This window comes from Rudaea cellulosilytica DSM 22992 (assembly GCF_000378125.1).
Classification (GTDB): Bacteria; Pseudomonadota; Gammaproteobacteria; order Xanthomonadales; family Rhodanobacteraceae; genus Rudaea; species Rudaea cellulosilytica.
In genome coordinates, this window is record NZ_KB899242.1 from 796,650 (window position 1) to 813,632 (window position 16,983).

13 protein-coding genes and 1 tRNA gene are annotated in these 16,983 nt (G+C 64.7%); all 14 read left to right on the forward strand.

Translation table 11 applies throughout. The annotated features are described in order from the left end of the window. Positions 1–39: 39 nt before the first annotated feature. The 14 genes from kdpB to cphA all read left to right on the forward strand — a co-directional run bounded on the left by kdpB (position 40) and on the right by cphA (position 16,973). Positions 40–2,106, forward strand: a complete 2,067-nt coding sequence (kdpB, locus tag F455_RS0113340; RefSeq protein ID WP_018973802.1) for a potassium-transporting ATPase subunit KdpB — start codon at positions 40–42, stop codon at positions 2,104–2,106. A 41-nt stretch (positions 2,107–2,147) separates the two neighbouring features. Beyond that, on the forward strand, positions 2,148–2,963 hold the full coding sequence (locus tag F455_RS0113345) for a TorF family putative porin (protein ID WP_018973803.1): 816 nt from the start codon (positions 2,148–2,150) through the stop codon (positions 2,961–2,963). Between the two features lie 123 nt (positions 2,964–3,086). Continuing rightward, entirely contained in the window at positions 3,087–3,659 is a 573-nt protein-coding gene (kdpC, locus tag F455_RS0113350; RefSeq protein ID WP_018973804.1) for a potassium-transporting ATPase subunit KdpC, read from the forward strand. Positions 3,660–3,672: 13 nt separating this feature from the next. Beyond that, positions 3,673–3,954 (forward strand): hypothetical protein, encoded by a 282-nt coding sequence (locus F455_RS20875; protein WP_018973805.1) that lies wholly within the window; start codon positions 3,673–3,675, stop codon positions 3,952–3,954. Then, positions 3,951–4,088, forward strand: a complete 138-nt coding sequence (locus F455_RS23365) for a KUP/HAK/KT family potassium transporter (RefSeq protein ID WP_018973806.1) — start codon at positions 3,951–3,953, stop codon at positions 4,086–4,088. The genes F455_RS20875 and F455_RS23365 overlap by 4 nt, the downstream gene beginning before the upstream one ends. A 161-nt stretch (positions 4,089–4,249) precedes the next feature. Continuing rightward, entirely contained in the window at positions 4,250–4,999 is a 750-nt protein-coding gene (locus F455_RS0113365; RefSeq protein ID WP_169337343.1) for a hypothetical protein, read from the forward strand. A gap of 49 nt (positions 5,000–5,048) precedes the next feature. After that, the gene (locus F455_RS0113370; RefSeq protein WP_018973808.1) at positions 5,049–6,110 is read left to right on the forward strand and encodes a glycosyltransferase family 2 protein; all 1,062 of its coding nucleotides are present in this window, start codon (positions 5,049–5,051) and stop codon (positions 6,108–6,110) included. 41 nt (positions 6,111–6,151) lie between these two features. Continuing rightward, positions 6,152–8,890 (forward strand): sensor histidine kinase, encoded by a 2,739-nt coding sequence (locus F455_RS0113375; protein WP_018973809.1) that lies wholly within the window; start codon positions 6,152–6,154, stop codon positions 8,888–8,890. Then, positions 8,887–9,591, forward strand: coding sequence for a response regulator (locus tag F455_RS0113380; protein ID WP_018973810.1), 705 nt, complete (start codon positions 8,887–8,889; stop codon positions 9,589–9,591). Before F455_RS0113375 ends, F455_RS0113380 begins: the two co-directional genes overlap by 4 nt. Before the next feature lie 379 nt (positions 9,592–9,970). Continuing rightward, on the forward strand, positions 9,971–12,115 hold the full coding sequence (fusA, locus tag F455_RS0113385; RefSeq protein ID WP_018973811.1) for an elongation factor G: 2,145 nt from the start codon (positions 9,971–9,973) through the stop codon (positions 12,113–12,115). A 145-nt stretch (positions 12,116–12,260) separates the two neighbouring features. After that, on the forward strand, positions 12,261–12,977 hold the full coding sequence (locus F455_RS0113390; protein WP_018973812.1) for a YebC/PmpR family DNA-binding transcriptional regulator: 717 nt from the start codon (positions 12,261–12,263) through the stop codon (positions 12,975–12,977). Between the two features lie 32 nt (positions 12,978–13,009). Next, positions 13,010–13,086 (forward strand) — tRNA-Arg (locus F455_RS0113395). 165 nt (positions 13,087–13,251) lie between these two features. Then, entirely contained in the window at positions 13,252–14,097 is an 846-nt protein-coding gene (locus tag F455_RS0113400) for a cyanophycinase (RefSeq protein ID WP_018973813.1), read from the forward strand. A gap of 83 nt (positions 14,098–14,180) precedes the next feature. Then, positions 14,181–16,973, forward strand: a complete 2,793-nt coding sequence (gene cphA / locus F455_RS0113405; protein WP_018973814.1) for a cyanophycin synthetase — start codon at positions 14,181–14,183, stop codon at positions 16,971–16,973. The last annotated feature ends 10 nt before the right edge of the window (positions 16,974–16,983 follow it).

Here is a 16,983-nt window from a genome sequence, read left to right on the forward strand (position 1 = left end):
TGCCGGCGAACAATTTCGCAAACCCAATTGCAGGCATCTATGAGCACCATTCAAACCAGCGCGCTAGACACGCGCCTTCTGCTTCCCGCCATCGGCGATGCGTTTCGCAAGCTCTCGCCGCGCGCGCAATTCCGCAATCCGGTGATGTTCGTTGTCTTCGTCTGCAGCATCCTGACCACACTGCTGTGGCTGCAGGCCCTGCACGGCGACGGCGAAGCGCCGGCCGGCTTCATCCTCGGCGTCGCGCTGTGGCTGTGGTTCACCTTGCTTTTCGCGAATTTCGCCGAAGCGATCGCCGAAGGTCGCGGCAAGGCGCAGGCCGCGTCGCTGCGCGGCGCGCGCAAGGATGTCGTCGCGAACAAGATTCCTTCGCTCGACCGGCGCGATGCGATCACCGTCGGCGCCGCGCATGATCTGCGCAAGGACGACCTCGTCATCATCAAGGCCGGTGAGTTCATCCCCGGCGACGGCGAGATTGTCGAAGGCGCGGCGACCGTGGACGAAAGCGCCGTCACTGGCGAATCGGCGCCCGTGATCCGCGAATCGGGCGGCGACCGCAGTTCAGTCACCGGCGGCACACGTGTGCTGTCGGATTGGATCATCGTGCGCATCACGAGCAATCCCGGCGAGAGCTTCCTCGACCGCATGATCGCGATGGTCGAAGGCGCGAGCCGGCGCAAGACGCCGAACGAGATCGCACTGACCATTCTGCTCGCCAAGTTTTCGCTGATCTTCCTGCTCGCCTGCGCGACCCTCTTGCCCTACTCGCTCTATGCCGTGAAGAGCGCCGGGCACGGCGAGCCGGTGACCATCACCGTGCTCGTCGCTTTGCTTGTTTGTTTGATTCCGACGACGATCGGCGGCCTGCTCTCGGCGATCGGTATCGCCGGCATGGATCGCATGATCCAGGCCAATGTCATCGCCATGTCCGGCCGCGCGGTCGAAGCCGCCGGCGACGTCGACGTGCTCCTGCTCGACAAGACCGGCACGATCACGCTCGGCAACCGTCAGGCGGTTGCATTCCATGCGGCGCCCGACGTAGACGACAACGCGTTGGCCAACGCCGCGCAACTCGCCTCGCTCGCCGACGAAACACCGGAAGGCCGCAGCATCGTCGTGCTCGCCAAGGAAAAATTCGGCCTGCGCGAACGCGAGGTTGGAGGCAGCGGCGTCGTCTTCGTGCCGTTCACCGCGCAGACGCGCATGAGCGGCGTGGACATTGGCGGCCAGCACATTCGCAAGGGCGCGCTCGACGCGGTGAAGAAGTACATCGAATCGCAAGGCGGCCAATTGCCTGTCGCGGTCGTGCGCGTGGCTGAGGACATCGCACGCAAGGGCGGCACGCCGCTCGTCGTCGCCGAAAACGAACAGGCGCTCGGCGTGATCGAACTCAAGGACATCGTCAAGGGCGGCATCCGCGAGCGCTTCGCCGAACTGCGCCGCATGGGCATCAAGACGATCATGATCACCGGCGACAACCCGCTGACCGCCGCGTCGATCGCCGCCGAAGCCGGCGTCGACGACTATCTGGCCGAAGCGACACCCGAAGCCAAGCTCCAGCTGATCCGCAATATCCAGGCCGAAGGCCGCCTCGTCGCCATGTGCGGCGACGGCACCAACGATGCGCCCGCACTCGCGCAGGCCGACGTGGCCGTAGCGATGAACAGCGGCACGCAGGCCGCGAAAGAAGCCGGCAACATGGTCGACCTCGACTCGAACCCGACCAAGCTGATCGAGGTCGTCGAGATCGGCAAGCAGTTGTTGATCACGCGCGGTGCGCTGACCACGTTCTCGATCGCGAACGACGTGGCCAAGTATTTCGCGATCATTCCGGCCGCGTTCGCCTCGACCTATCCGGCGCTCAACACGCTCAACATCATGCATCTGGCGACGCCGCAGAGCGCGATCCTCTCGGCGGTGATCTTCAACGCGCTGATTATCATCTTCCTGATCCCGCTCGCACTGAAAGGCGTGCGCTACCGCGCGGTCGGCGCGGGTGAGCTGCTGCGCCGCAATCTGCTCGTCTACGGTGTGACCGGCCTGATCGTGCCGTTCGTCGGCATCAAGCTCATCGACATGCTGCTGGTCGCTCTGGGCCTGGCCTGAAATCTTTTGTTGCATCAAACCCTCCTCGCTCAAGAAAGTTCATGAACAAAAAATATACCTTTGCAATTCTTGCTTTTGCCGCAACCGCTGCGCACGCCCAATCGGACGCAAGTCAGGAAACGCCGCCATATACCGTCACAGGCAACGTTGCCGTAACCAGCGACTACATGTTCCGCGGGCTGACTCAAACTTGGGGCGGACCTGCCGTTCAGGGCGGCTTCGACCTTGCTCTCGCCAATGGCTTCGCCGCGGGCACCTGGGCGTCGAGCGTCAGCGACAAGACTTATCCCGGCGCCGCGCTCGAGCTTGATCTGTATGCAAGCTATGGCACGCAGATCAACGACGACTGGTCGTGGCGCGTCGGTCTGTACGGCTATGTCTATCCGCACGGCAACCTTGACGACGCCGGTTTGCGCTCGCGCTCGTTCAATACGCTCGAAGCCAATGCCGCACTGGCCTACAAGTGGCTGACGCTGAAATACTCGCATGCGCTGACCGACTACTTCGGCATCGATACCGAGCAGGGCTATCGCGGCGACTCCAAAGGTGCCAGCTACGTGCAGCTCGATGCCGCCATCCCGCTCAACACGGAGTGGAGCCTCGCTCTGCATGCCGGCCATACGCGCATCGGCACGCGCCTCGCGGTTCCGTACGCGAACGGCGCCGACGATCCCGACTACAGCGACTACGGCGCGTCTGTGAAGTACCAGTTCTCGACGCACTGGAACGCGAGCCTCGGAGCCACCTACGCCAGCAACAAGGCGTTCTACGGCACCACGTCAAGCTTCCGCGACGCTACCGACACGCGCGACGTCGGTGGCACCCGCGGCTTCGCACAACTGCAAGGAACTTTTTGACGTCTTATCGTCATTGCCCGGCCGCTCCGGCCCTTGTCCAAAACGACGACAAGGGCCGGGCTTCCTCCGAGGTCCCACGACCAAGAGGGCCGAGAGGACGATGAAAACCGAGGAAACAAAGCCATGTTGAAAATCATTCGCCAAGCTCTGCTGATCTTGTTGTTCCTGACCGTCCTCACCGGCGTTGCCTATCCGCTCGCGGTCACGGGACTCGCGCAGATCCTCTTCCCGAGCCAGGCCAACGGCAGCCTGATCGAGCACGACGGCAAGGCGCTCGGATCGAGCCTGATTGGCCAGCCCTTCGCCGACCCGAAATATTTTTGGAGCCGGCCTTCGGCAACGACACCGTTCGCGAACAACTCGACCTCGTCGACGGGCTCGAACCTCGGCCCCACCAATTCGGCGCTGACCGATGCGGTCAAGCAGCGCATCGATGCCCTGCACGCCGCCGATCCTGGCAACGACGCGCCGACACCGGTCGATCTGGTCACCGCATCGGGCTCGGGCCTCGATCCGGAAATCTCGCCGGCGGCAGCACAATACCAACTCGCACGCGTGGCCCGCGTGCGCGGGCGTACGCAAGCGGACGTCGCCAAACTCGTCGCCGAAGCCACCGAAGGCCGTCAGTTCGGCATCCTCGGCGAGCCGCGCGTCAACGTCCTGCGTTTGAACCTGTTGCTCGACGGCAAACTCTGACGGAGTCACGGCCATGCACGCACTGCAAGTTCTCGGTGCGCTCGCGGTCGTTGCCGCATTCGCCAGTTGCGCGTTCGACGACGGCTCGCGGCGCTGGGCAGTTGTTTCTCTCGTCGCCTGCGTCCTCGGTACGCTCATCGAATTCGCGCTGGGCGCATGGCCGCTCGGCCTCGCGGCCTGTGCCCTCAGCATCGTCGCCGGCCGTCGCGGATGGCAACGAATGAACCCGCAGCGCGCCAACAAGCAAGCGCCGGCCGACAAGTATCCGTCGCGGGATCCGCATCCGCGCGCATGACTCTTCGCGTCGCACTTCCCGGCCTCGCCCTCGCCACGCTCGGCGTCGTCTTCGGTGACATCGCGACGAGTCCGCTCTACACATTGCAGGAGGCATTCGGCGCGCACGACGTCGCGGCGACGCCCGAAAACTGAAGCCTCGGGCCAAGCTCCATCGTGCCGAACGAAATCGAGCGCCAAGACCCATGCCTTTCTGGGCCGCCAGAGAGGCCGATCCTTGTCTTAAGAATGCGAAGCAGTGAACATTGCAAATTCACAATAGCCGTTTATGATCACACTATCCTCGGGGGCCGACTGTGAAAACATTACGAAGCGCATTGCTTACGCTCGTTTTCGTGTGTGTTGCGCCGCCAGCGTTCGCCCAACTCGCAATACCTTCTGGCGGCTCGCTGACACTCAACGGCGGCAGCCTTAATCTCGCCGGCACGGATGCGCAGATCGGCGGATTCCTCTCCCTCGGTGGCGGCCAACTAGACAACGCGGGCAGCATCGACATTCTCGCAAGCGGCACATTCGACGCCGGCAGTGGCCAGCTGATGTTGTCCGGCAATTGGTCGGACGCCGGCAGTTTCCTCGCCGGTACCAGCAGCGTCGATTTCATCGACGGCTCGACTTCTTCCTCGCAAGTCCTCGGCAACACGACTTTCGCCAACCTGAGCTTGGTCAGCGCGACCGGCAAGAACTACATCTTCGGTGCCGGCAGCACGCAGACGATCGCCGGCCTGCTGACGATAGCCGGCACGGCAGCGCAGCCGATCCAGTTCCGCAGCTCGGCTGCAGGTCAAGCCGCCAATATCAACCTGCTTGCCGGCGGCTCGCAAAGCATCGTCCACGTCGGCGTGTCCGATGTGCACGCCACGGGTCAGCATCTCGCCCCAAGCCTGAGCAACGAAGGCGGCAGCGGCAATGCGACCGGCTGGTTCGCCGCGATCGTCGCACAGACCGCAGTCCCTGCCGTTGCGCTTTCACCGATCGGCTTGCTGCTGTTCGCGTTTGCCCTGCTCGCCGTCGTTTGGCACTCTCGCCGGTATCGATTCAACAGCTAGTCTTCCGGACAGTTCGCGCTAATCTCTCGGCATGCGTATTTGCCTATCGATGATCGTCAAAAACGAAGCGCCCGTGATCGAGCGCTGCCTGGCCTCGGTGCGCCCGTATGTGCACGCCTGGGCGATCGCCGACACCGGATCAAGCGACGGCACCCAGGACCTGATCCGCCGCGCGATGGCCGGTCTGCCCGGCGAGCTGATCGAACGGCCTTGGGTGGATTTCGCGACCAACCGCAACGAGGCGCTGGCGCTGGCGCAAAAACACGGCGATTACGCGCTGATCATCGATGCGGATGAGGTGCTCGAAGCCGACAAAGGTTTTGCCTACCCGAAACTCGGCGCGCCCGGCTACATGCTCGAACTCATCTACGGCGATACGCGCTATCGCCGCGTCGCGATGCCGCGGCTCGGTCTCGACTGGGTCTGGCGCGGCGTGCTGCACGAAGCGCTCAACTCGGCGCATGCGATGCAGGCGCAGTATCTGCCCGGGCTGCGCATCCGCGTGCATACCGACGGGGCGCGCAGCCAGCTGACGCAACGCGAAAAATTCACTCGCGACGCCGAGGTGCTGCGCCGCGCGCTCAAGGACGAACCCGACAACGCGCGTTACGCGTTCTACCTGGCCCAGAGCCTGCGCGACGCCGGCGACACCGCCGAGTCGATTACCGCCTATGAAGCGCGCGTTGCGATGGGCGGTTGGGTCGAAGAGGTATACTTTTCCAAGCTGCAGATCGCGGTGCTCAAGGAACGTCTTGGCGCCGCGCCCGCCGAGATCGCTCTCGCCTATCTCGATGCCTATGACTACCGTTCGACGCGCGCCGAAGCGCCGTGCGAATTCGCGCGCTGGAACCGGCTCAATCGCCGCTTTGCGGTGGCACGCGATTTCGCCCGCATCGCCATGAACACGAAGTTGCCGAACGATGTGCTGTTCATCGACCGTCCGGTCTACGACTGGCGCGCGAAAGACGAACTCGCGGTCGCGCTGTACTGGTGCGGCGAGCGTGAGGAAAGCGCACGCCTTTGCCGCCAACTGCTCGCCAACGAACGTCTGCCGGCAACACAGCGCGAGCGCATAGCCAAAAACCTCGATTTCGCGCTCGGCAAGGCCTGATCGCTTTGCATCCCGCGCGCCCACGCGTGCGAGAATGAAGCATGTCCGCAAACCTGCCCGAGCGTCGCTCGCCTGATCAACGCGTCGATCCTGACGAACTTCTCGCGCGCATGCGCCGCGAGGAGGCGCGCGCGCGGCGCGGACGACTGAAGATCTTTTTCGGTGCAGCGCCCGGAGTCGGCAAGAGTTACGCGATGCTCGAGGCCGCGCGCAAGCTCGCGGCCGAGCACGTCGATATCGTCGTCGGCTATGTCGAACTGCATGGCCGCGCCGAAACCGAAAAACTGCTCGAAGGGCTGGAAGTTCTGCCGCCGCAACGTCTCGACCATCGTGGAGTGACGCTCACCGAGTTCGATGTCGACGCCGCGCTCAAGCGCCATCCGCGCGTCGTCTGCGTCGATGAGCTCGCGCACAGCAACCATGCGGGCGCGCGCCATCCGAAGCGTTGGATGGACGTCGAGGAACTGCTCGTTGCCGGCATCGACGTCTACACGACGGTCAACGTGCAGCACATCGAGAGCCTCAACGACGTGGTCGCGCAGATCACCGGCGTTCACGTACGCGAAACCGTGCCCGACCGCGTGTTCGACGCCGCCGACGAGGTCGAACTCGTCGACCTGCCGCCCGACGAACTGCTGCAGCGCCTACGCGAAGGCAAGGTCTATGCGAGCGAAAAGACCGGCCAGGCGTTGACCTCGTTCTTCCGCAAGGGCAACCTGATCGCGCTGCGCGAACTCGCGCTACGCACCACGGCCGACCGCGTCGACGCCGCACTGCGCGCCTACCGCGAGGACCATGCGATCGTCGAGACCTGGGCCGCAGGCGAGCGCGTGCTCGTCTGCATCGGTCCCGATCCGCTGTCCGAACGCGTGGTGCGCGCCGCGCGTCGGCTCGCGACCGCGCTGCATGCCGGCTGGATCGCCGTCTACGTCGAGACACCCGCGCTGACGCGATTGCCGCGTGCGGCACGCGATCGCGTTCTTGCGAATCTGAAACTGGCCGAGACGCTCGGCGCGGAAACGGCAAACCTGTCCGGCGAATCGGTCGCGGGCGAACTGATCGCCTACGCGCGCCGGCGCAATGTCAGCAAGATCATCCTCGGCAAGCCGAGCCGCCCGCGCTGGCACGACCGGCTGCGGCCCTCGCTCGTCGACGAGATCGCGCGGCAAAGCGGCGCGATCGACGTCTACGTGATCTCCGGCGAGGCGGGCGAGCAGACCACGCAGCCGCGGCGCATGCCGCGACGCACGAGCCCGTGGCAGGCGTATGCGCGCAGCGCCGCCGTCGTTGTCGCGATCACACTGCTCTGCGAACTGCTGTATGCCTACGTCGAACTGACCAACCTGGTCATGCTCTACCTGCTCGGCACCGTCTATGTCGCCGCGCGCATCGGTCGCGGGCCGTCGGCGCTCGTCGCTGTGCTCAGCGTCTGTTTGTTCGATTTCCTGTTCGTGCCGCCGATCTACTCGTTCGCCGTGTCCGACGCGCAGTACCTGATCACGTTCGGGGTGATGCTGGCGACCGGCCTCGTCATCAGCCACTTCGCGGCGCGCGGCAAGCGCCAGGCCGCGGTCGCGCGCGCGCGCGAGCGGCGCACGAACGAGCTCTACGCGTTGAGCCGCGAGCTGGCGCAGTCGCGCAAAGTTGACGAACTCGGCCGCATCGTGATCCGTCACATCCTCGCCGACATCGACGGCGAGGCGGCGGTGTTGCTGCCCGATGCGCATGGCCATCTGCTCGATCCGGCGCACTTCTGCACACGCGGCGCCGCGACGGCGAATGCAACGCGCTACCCCGTTCCCGGCAACGATCTCGGCATCGCGCAGTGGGCCTACGACCACCGCCAGAAGGCCGGGCGCAACACCGACACGCTGGCGAGCGCCGACGCGATCTACCTGCCGCTCAACGCGCTCAAGCGCTGTATCGGCGTGATCGGGCTGCGGCCTGCGGACCCATCCCGACTCGATGCGCCGGAGCAGATGCAGTTGATCGAATCGTTCGTCAACCAGGCTGCAGTCGCGATGGAGCGCGTGCAGCTTGCCGAAACGGCGCAGGCCGCCGGCGTCGAGATCGAATCGGAAAAAATGCGCAACGCGCTGCTGTCCTCGATCTCGCACGACTTCCGCACCCCGCTCGCGAGCATCATCGGCGCGACCTCCACGCTGCTCGACGAATCGCCTGGAGGCATCGACGCGGCCCAACGCAAGACCCTGCTCGGCGCGGTGTTCGACGAGGCCAATCGCCTGCACCGCCTCGTCGACAACCTGCTCGACCTGACTCGGCTCACCGCGGGCAAGCTCGCACTCAAGCGCCAGTGGGTGCCGCTCGAGGAAATCGTCGGCGCCGTGCTGCACCGCCTGCACGCCGCGCTGGCCGGCCGCAAGATCAGCGTCGACATACCCGCCGATCTGCCGCTGCTGCACGTCGACGAAGTGATGCTCGGGCAACTGCTGTTCAACCTCGTCGACAACGCGCAAAAGTACACTCCGGCCGGCAGCGCGATCGAAATCGCCGCATCGGTGCAGCGCGGCGAGATCGTCGTCAGCGTGCGCGACCACGGCCCCGGCGTGCCGGCCGGCGAGGAAGAGCGCGTGTTCGACAAATTCCAACGCGGTCATGCGGAAGGCGCGCAGAGCGGATTCGGCCTCGGCCTCAGCATCGCCAAGGCGATCGTCGAGGCGCACGGCGGCGAGATCCGCGCACGCAACTATTCCACCGACCACGGCGGCGGCGCCGAATTCCGCTTCAGTTTGCCGCTCGCCGCGCAGCCGCCGGCATGAACGCCAACGGACCACGCGCGACCGTGCTCGTGATCGAGGACGATCCGCAGATCGCGCGCTTTCTCGCCACCGCGCTCGACGCGCACGGCTATGCGCTGCACGTTGCCGCAAACGGCCACGATGGCCTGCGCGAGGCGGCGCTGCGCCAGCCCGACATCGTCATCGTCGATCTCGGCCTACCCGACATCTCCGGCCTCGAAGTGATCACGCGCCTGCGCGAGTGGTTCACACGATCGATCATCGTGCTCTCGGCGCGCAACCGGGAGACCGACAAGGTCGGCGCGCTCGACCTCGGCGCGGACGATTACCTGACCAAGCCGTTCGGCATCGGCGAACTGCTCGCGCGCCTGCGCGTGGCCGAACGCCATCGCGCGAAGAACGACAATGCCGACCCCGAAGCGCGCATCGAAGCGGGCGACCTCGTCATCGACCTCGCCGCGCGCCGCGTGCAGCGCGACGGTGCCGACGTGCACCTCACCCCGATCGAATACCGCTTGCTCGCCGCGCTGGCGCGCCACCGCGGCAAGGTGCTCACCCACCGCCAATTGCTGACCGAAGTCTGGGGTGCCGCCCACGTCGAATCGCCGCACTACCTGCGTATCTATCTGCGCGCGCTGCGGCACAAGATCGAGGCCGACCCGGCCCAGCCGAAACACCTGCTGACCGAGGTTGGCGTCGGTTATCGCTTCGCCGACGACTGATTTTGGCTGAACGCCTGCCACGGAAAGCCGCCCCGCAAGCAAAACCCCATCAAATCCGGTATAATCAGCGGGTTGTGCGGCCGTGTGGCCGCGATTTACGCACCGCAGCGGCCTCATCGCCGCAGATTTCGTGTCGCGTCAAACGACTTTCATCCGCCTCCGGCATCCTTGATCGGTTGCCGCGGGCGATTGCATTTTCGCAAACGTTGAAAGAACCAAATCGGCACATGGATGTGCCGACGCAATGAGCGCTTTTTGCTCATTGCGACAAACGTGGCGCGGCTTTGCCGCGACCGTTTGTGAGCCCGATTCTAATCAAGATCGGGCGGCAGGATGCCCAGTTTTGCACTCCAATTACTTAACCTTACGAGTTACGACCATGGCCCGTACCAAAGACCTCAAGTTCTACCGCAACATCGGCATCATCGCGCACATCGACGCCGGCAAGACGACGACGACCGAGCGCGTGCTCTATTACACCGGCAAGAAGCACCAGATCGTCGACGTGCACGACACCAAGGATGGCAAGGGCTCGACCACGACCGACTACCTCGAGCAGGAACGCAAGCGCGGCATCACGATCCAGTCCGCCGCGGTGTCGACCGAGTGGAAGGGCTACCAGATCAACGTCATCGACACCCCGGGACACGTCGACTTCACGATCGAAGTGAACCGCTCGCTGCGTGTGCTCGACGGCGCGGTCGTCGTGTTCGACGGCGTCGCCGGCGTGGAGCCGCAGACCGAGACCAACTGGCGCCTCGCCGACCAGTACCGCGTGCCGCGCATGTGCTACGTCAACAAGATGGACCGCATCGGCGCCAACTTCGCCCATTGCGTCAAGGGCATCCGCGAACGCCTCGGCGCCAACGCCCTGCTCTGCCAGGTTCCGCTCGGCAGCCATGACGAGTTCTGCGGCATGGTCGACCTCGTCGCCGGCGTCGGCTACAAGTGGGATTCGCACGACAAGGATTCGACCTGGGAAACGATCCCGCTCGACCAGATCAAGGACAAGGTCACGTTCGCCGCCACGGCCGACAACGAGTGGGTCGCGAACCTGCCGAAGCTGCGCCAGGATCTGCTCGAATCCGCGCTCGCGATGGACGACGAAGCGTTCGAGAAGCTGCTCGAAACCGGCGAATTCGACCCGGCCGTGCTCAAGAAGTGCATCCGCAAGGGTTGCATCGAAGGCAAGCTCGTACCGATCTTCTGCGGCTCGTCCTATCGCAACAAAGGCGTGCAGCAACTGCTCGACGGCGTCATTGACTACATGCCGGCGCCGGGCGAGAACGGTGGCATCGCGATGGTCGACGAGGACGGCAAGGCGATCGGCATGCAAGAAGTGACCGACGACGCGCCGGCGCGCGCGCTCGCGTTCAAGGTCATCAATGACCAGTTCGGCACGCTCACTTTCGTGCGCGTCTATTCGGGCGTGATCAAGAAGGGCGACACCCTGCTCAACGTCACCCGCGACAAGAAGGAGCGCATCGGCCGCATCGTCGAAGTGCAGGCGAACGCGACCAAGGACATCGACGAAGTGCGCGCCGGCGACATCTGCGCGTTCGTCTCGATGAAGGATACCGAGACCGGCGATTCGCTCAGCGATCCGTCCAAGCCGGCCCTGCTCGAGCGCATGCGCTTCCCGGATCCGGTGATCTCGGTTTCGGTCGAACCGAAGTCGCGCAACGACATCGACAAGATGTCGACCGCGCTGTACAAGATGGCCAAGGCCGACCCCAGCCTGCGTCTGCAGGTCGATCCGGCCACCGGCCAGACCGTGCTCAAGGGTATGGGCGAGCTGCATCTCGAAGTCACCATCGACCGCATGCGCACCGAACTCGGCGTCGAAGCGGTGATGGGCAAGCCGAAGGTCAGCTTCAAGGAGAAGTTCGGCCAGACGGTCGAGCACATCTACACGCACAAGAAGCAGTCCGGCGGTTCGGGCCAGTTCGCCGAGGTGAAGGTCCGCTTCGAGCCGACCGAGCCGGGCACCGGCGTCGAGTTCGTCGACGAGATCGTCGGCGGCCGCATCCCGCGCGAGTACATTCCGTCGGTCGACTTCGCGGTCAAGACCGAGTCGAAGAAGGGTCAGATCGCAGGCTATGAAGTCGTCGACTTCAAGTTCACCCTGCTCGACGGCAAGTATCACGACGTCGACTCCTCGGCGCTCGCGTTCGAAATCGCCGGCAAGGCCTGTTTCCGCGAAGCGCACAAGATGTCGAAGCCGAAGCTGCTCGAGCCGATGATGAAGATCGAAGTCGTGACCGAAGCCGAGTTCCTCGGCGACGTGATCGGCGACATCAACCGTCGCCGCGGCCAGGTCAGCGACCAGGGCCAAAAGGGTCCGCAGGCGTTCGTCCAGGGCTTCGTGCCGCTGGTCGAAATGTTCGGCTACATCAACTACCTGCGCTCCGCCACACGCGGCCGCGGCAACTTCACGATGGAGTTCGACCACTACTCCGAAGTGCCGGCGAGCATGGTCGACAAGCTGATGGAAGACGAAAAGAAGGACAACAAGGCCGCCTGATTTTTCCGGCCATGTCCACAAGCAAGGCCGGGCCCAGCCCGGCCTTTCTTTTTGCCCGCCGCCTGCCCTTTTCCGAAGCCGAGGCGCAGGCAATGGCGAGCATCGCTGATAAAATACCCACACCAGTCAATCTGCAGGTATCCCCATGGGCAGAGGCCCCAGCATCGCAGGCCGCAAGAACGCCGAAGACGCGCGCCGCGGCAAGATTTTCACCAAACTGATCCGCGAGATCACGATCGCCGCGCGTACCGGCGCCGACCCCGCAAGCAACGGGCGCCTGCGCGTCGCCATCGACAAGGCAAAAGCGGTGAGCATGCCGAGCGACACGATCGAGCGTGCCCTCAAGCGTGCGAGCGGCGCCGATGCCGCCGACATGCACGAGCTGCGCTACGAGGGCTACGGCCCGGCCGGCGTCGCCCTGATCATAGACTGCATGACCGACAACCAGCAGCGCACCGTCGCCGATGTGCGCAGCGCGCTGACCAAGCATGGCGGCAATCTCGGCACCTCGGGCTCGGTCGCGTTCCAGTTCAAGCACCTCGGTGAGATTGTCTTCGCGACGCCGGATTCGGCGAGCGAGGAAAAAGTCCTCGAAATCGCGCTCGAAGCGGGTGCCGACGACGTGCAGGCAGACAACGGACAGAGCACGGTGCTGTGCGCGCCGGAGAGCTACGAAGCGGTAAAAAAGGCACTCGTCGACGCCAAGCTCGAACCCGTGCGCGCCGATATCGTGTGGCGCCCGGAGAACCGCGTCGCCGTTTCGGGCGAGGCCGAGGAAACCCTGCTCGACCTGCTCGATCGTCTGGAAGACCTCGACGACGTGCAGGAGGTCTATCACAACGCGGCGCTGAGCGAAGCGTAGGGTTGTGTTGTTTCGCTATACTTTTATCCAAGGGCCCCGTAGCTCAGCTGGATAGAGCGTCCCCCTCCTAAGGGGAAGGTCGCACGTTCGAATCGTGTCGGGGCCGCCAATATCTGTTTGGTTGCCTTTGCGTTCGTCTTCGAACGCAAAAAGCAGCCATCCTCGGCTGCATTTCGGTTTGTTTTTGTGTTCATCCCTGAACACATGGACCAAAAAGCGACCATCGCTGGCCGCACTTTTCAATCAACATCTTCCAAGGTCGTGTTCTCATCCAATGCCGAGTAAAGTCACCGAAGGGGCCGAACGCGGCTGGATCGTGCCGATCGGCGGTGCGGAAGCCAAGCACAACGACGCACGCATCCTCGAGCGCTTCGTTGCGCTGTGCGGCGGCCGCGACGCGGACATCGTCATCATCCCGACCGCAAGCCAGCTCGCCGACACCGGTGCGCGCTACGAGGGCATCTTCTCCGAACTCGGCGCCGCGCGCGTCACCGCGATCGACTTCGACACGCGCCGCGATGCCGAAGAGAAAAATCGCCTGCAACGCATCGAACAGGCGAGCGGCATCTTCTTCACTGGCGGCAACCAGCTGCGCATCTCCACCCTGCTCGGCGGCACGCCGATCGCGCAGGCGATTCGCGCGAGCAACGCACGCGGCGTGCCGGTCGGCGGCACGAGCGCGGGCGCGAGCATCCTCTCCGAGCACATGATCGCGTTCGGCAAGGAAGGCTCCTCGCCGACCGCGGGCAGCGTGCGTCTCGCGCCCGGCCTCGGCTTGACCAACCGCTTCGTCATCGACCAGCATTTCCGCCAACGCGACCGCCTCGGCCGCCTGCTCGCCGCGCTCGCCTACAACCCGTTCCTTGTCGGCATCGGTCTCGACGAGGACACCGCCGCCTTCATCAACCCAGACAACACGCTCGAAGTCGAAGGCTCCGGCGCGGTGACCGTGGTCGATGCGAGCGAAATGCAGTTCTCGTCGATGGACCAGGTCAGCGAAAACGAGCCGGTCTGCCTGCTCGGCCTCAAGGTGCATATCCTCGTCGCCGGCGCGACATTCAACCTCGCCACGCGCACGGCGTCGGCCGGGTCGCTGGTGTCGCCGAAGCAGACACACTGAGCTTTTCCGCCGATTGGCGAATTGCGCTTTTTGTGCTTTCCTTGCAGGCATGGGGCCGGTTGCCCTGACCATGGGGATTTGACATGCGCATACTCGACCGTTCCGTCTACGTCGGCCCTTCGCTGTACGCGCACTTCCCAGTCATCAAGCTCGAACTCGATCTGGGCGAACTCGAGAACTGGCCGACCGCGAAGCTCGGCGCGGCGTTCATCGACGGCCTCGTCGCCGCGCTGCCCGGTTTGCAGGAACACGGCTGCTCGTACCGCGAACCCGGCGGCTTCATCCGCCGCATGCGCGAGGGCGAAGGCACCTGGCTCGGCCATGTGCTCGAACACGTCGCGATCGAACTGCAGAACGTTGCCGGCGAGGACGTCACTTTCGGCAAGACGCGCAGCATCAGCGACGCACGCCCCGGCGTGTACACGGTCGTCTACGAATACGCACAGCGCGAGGAAGGTATCGCCGCGGGCGATCTCGCCCTGCGCCTGGTCTGCTCGCTGCTGCCGGAGAACCTGCGTCCGAAGGACAGCGTACCCGCAGGCTGGAATTTCGCCGAGGCGCGCGACCAGTTCATCCGCTACGCACAACGGCGCGCGCTCGGGCCGTCGACGGCTTCGCTCGTGCGCGCGGCCGAACAGCGCAACATCCCGTGGCTGCGGCTCAACGAACAGTCGCTCGTGCAACTCGGTCACGGCAAGTACCAGCAGCGCATCCAGGCGACCGTGACCGGCCGCACTTCGCACATTGCAGTTGAACTCGCCAGCGACAAGGAAGAGACGAACAAGATCCTCGCCTCACTCGGCCTGCCGGTGCCGAAACAGGAACTCGTGCGCACGGAGGAAGCCGCGCTGCGCGCTGCGCGTCGCCTCGGCGGGCCGGTCGTGACCAAGCCGTACAACGGCAATCACGGCCGCGGCATCACCATCGCGATCAGCAAGGACGAAGACGTGATCGCCGGTTTCAAGGCTGCGCAGGAACATTCGAACTCGGTCATCGTCGAAACCTATCTCGCCGGCGACGACCATCGCCTGCTCGTGGTCAACGGCGAACTCGTCGCCGCGACCAAGCGCACGCCGGGCCATGTCGTCGGCGACGGCACGCGCAGCGTGCGTGAACTCGTCGACATCGTGAATTCCGATCCGCGCCGCGGCGTCGGCCACGAGAAGGTGCTGACCAAGCTACAACTCGACCGCGAGGCGACCGTCATGCTCGAAGGCGCCGGCCTCAGCTTCGATTCGGTGCCGGAGAAGGATCGTGTCGTGCCGCTGCGCAAGACCGCGAACCTCTCGACCGGCGGCACCGCGACCGACGTCACCGACATCATCCATCCAGACAATCGCGACATGGCTGTGCGCGCGGTGCGCGCAATCGGGCTCGACGTCGGCGGTGTCGATTTCCTTTCGCCGAACATCGCCGAAAGCTACAAGAGCGTCGGCGGTGGCATCTGCGAGATCAATGCGGCGCCGGGTTTCCGCATGCACGTCAGCCCGAGCGAAGGCACGCCGCGCGACGCTGCCGGCCCGGTCATCGACATGCTGTTTCCGCAAGGCGCGCCCGCGCGCGTGCCGATCGCCGCGATCACCGGCACCAACGGCAAGACCACGACTTCGCGCATGCTCGCGCACATCGCCAAGATGGCCGGCTACACGCCCGGACTGACCACGACCGACGGCGTCTATATCGATGGTCAACGCACGGTCGAGGGCGACATGACCGGGCCGGTGTCTACGCGCATGGTGCTCGCCGATCCGAACATCGATATCGCCGTGCTTGAAATCGCGCGCGGCGGCCTGCTGCGCGCGGGCATGGGCGTGCCCGAGGTCAACGTTGCCGCCGTGCTCAATGTGCAGAGCGACCATCTCGGACTCAAGGGCATCGACACGCTCGAACAGCTCGCCGAGGTGAAGCGCGTTCCGATCGAAGTCGCCACCGATTGCGCCGTGCTCAACGCCGACGATCCACACGTTTTGAAAATGTCGGCGTATACCGAGGCGAAAGTCATCTGCTACGTGACGATGAACCCCTCGCACGCGCTCGTGCGCGAGCACGTGCGCGCGGGCGGCCGCGCCTGTGCGCTCGAGGCCGGCGTCAACGGCTCGATGATCACGCTGTACGACAAGGGCAGCCACATCCCGCTGATGTGGACGCATCTGATTCCGGCCACGCTCGAAGGTCGCGCGCTGCACAACGTGCAGAACGCGATGGTTGCGGCCAGCCTCGCGTTCGCGCTCGGCATCAAACTCGACGCGATCCGCCAGGGCCTGCGCACATTCGATACCACGTTCTTCCAAGCGCCCGGGCGCATGAACGTGTTCAACGAGCATCCGTTCAAGGTGCTGATGGACTACGGCCACAACGCGCACGCGGTCGGCGTGATGGCCGATCTCGCCGGGCGCCTCGACGTCAGCGGACGCCGCATCGTCGTCGTCGCCGGCCCGGGTGACCGCCGCGACGAGGATCTCGTCGAGATTGCGGGCGCCGTTGCCGGCAAATTCGACCATTACATCGTGCGCCGCGACGACGCGCTGCGCGGCCGCGACGGCGACGAGGTGCCGCGCATCATCGCCAAGGCGCTGAAGGAAAAAGGCGTCGCCGATGCGGCGATCACGATCATTCCCGATGAGCAGGAAGCGATAGCCGCTGCGCTGAAGATGGGCCACCCGGGCGACCTGTTGCTGGTCTTCGCCGATGCGCTCGCGCGCTCGTGGAAGCAGATCACCAAATTCCATGTCGAAGGCACGCCCGCGCCGGCGGTCAAGCGCGTCGAGCCGGTCGCGGCGATCGAACCCGCGATCGAGGAGCGCGCTGTGGTCGAGATGGATGGCCTGATCCGCGACGAGCGCGGCATACGCTTTGCGCGCGAGACCGAAGACTAGAACCTATCTC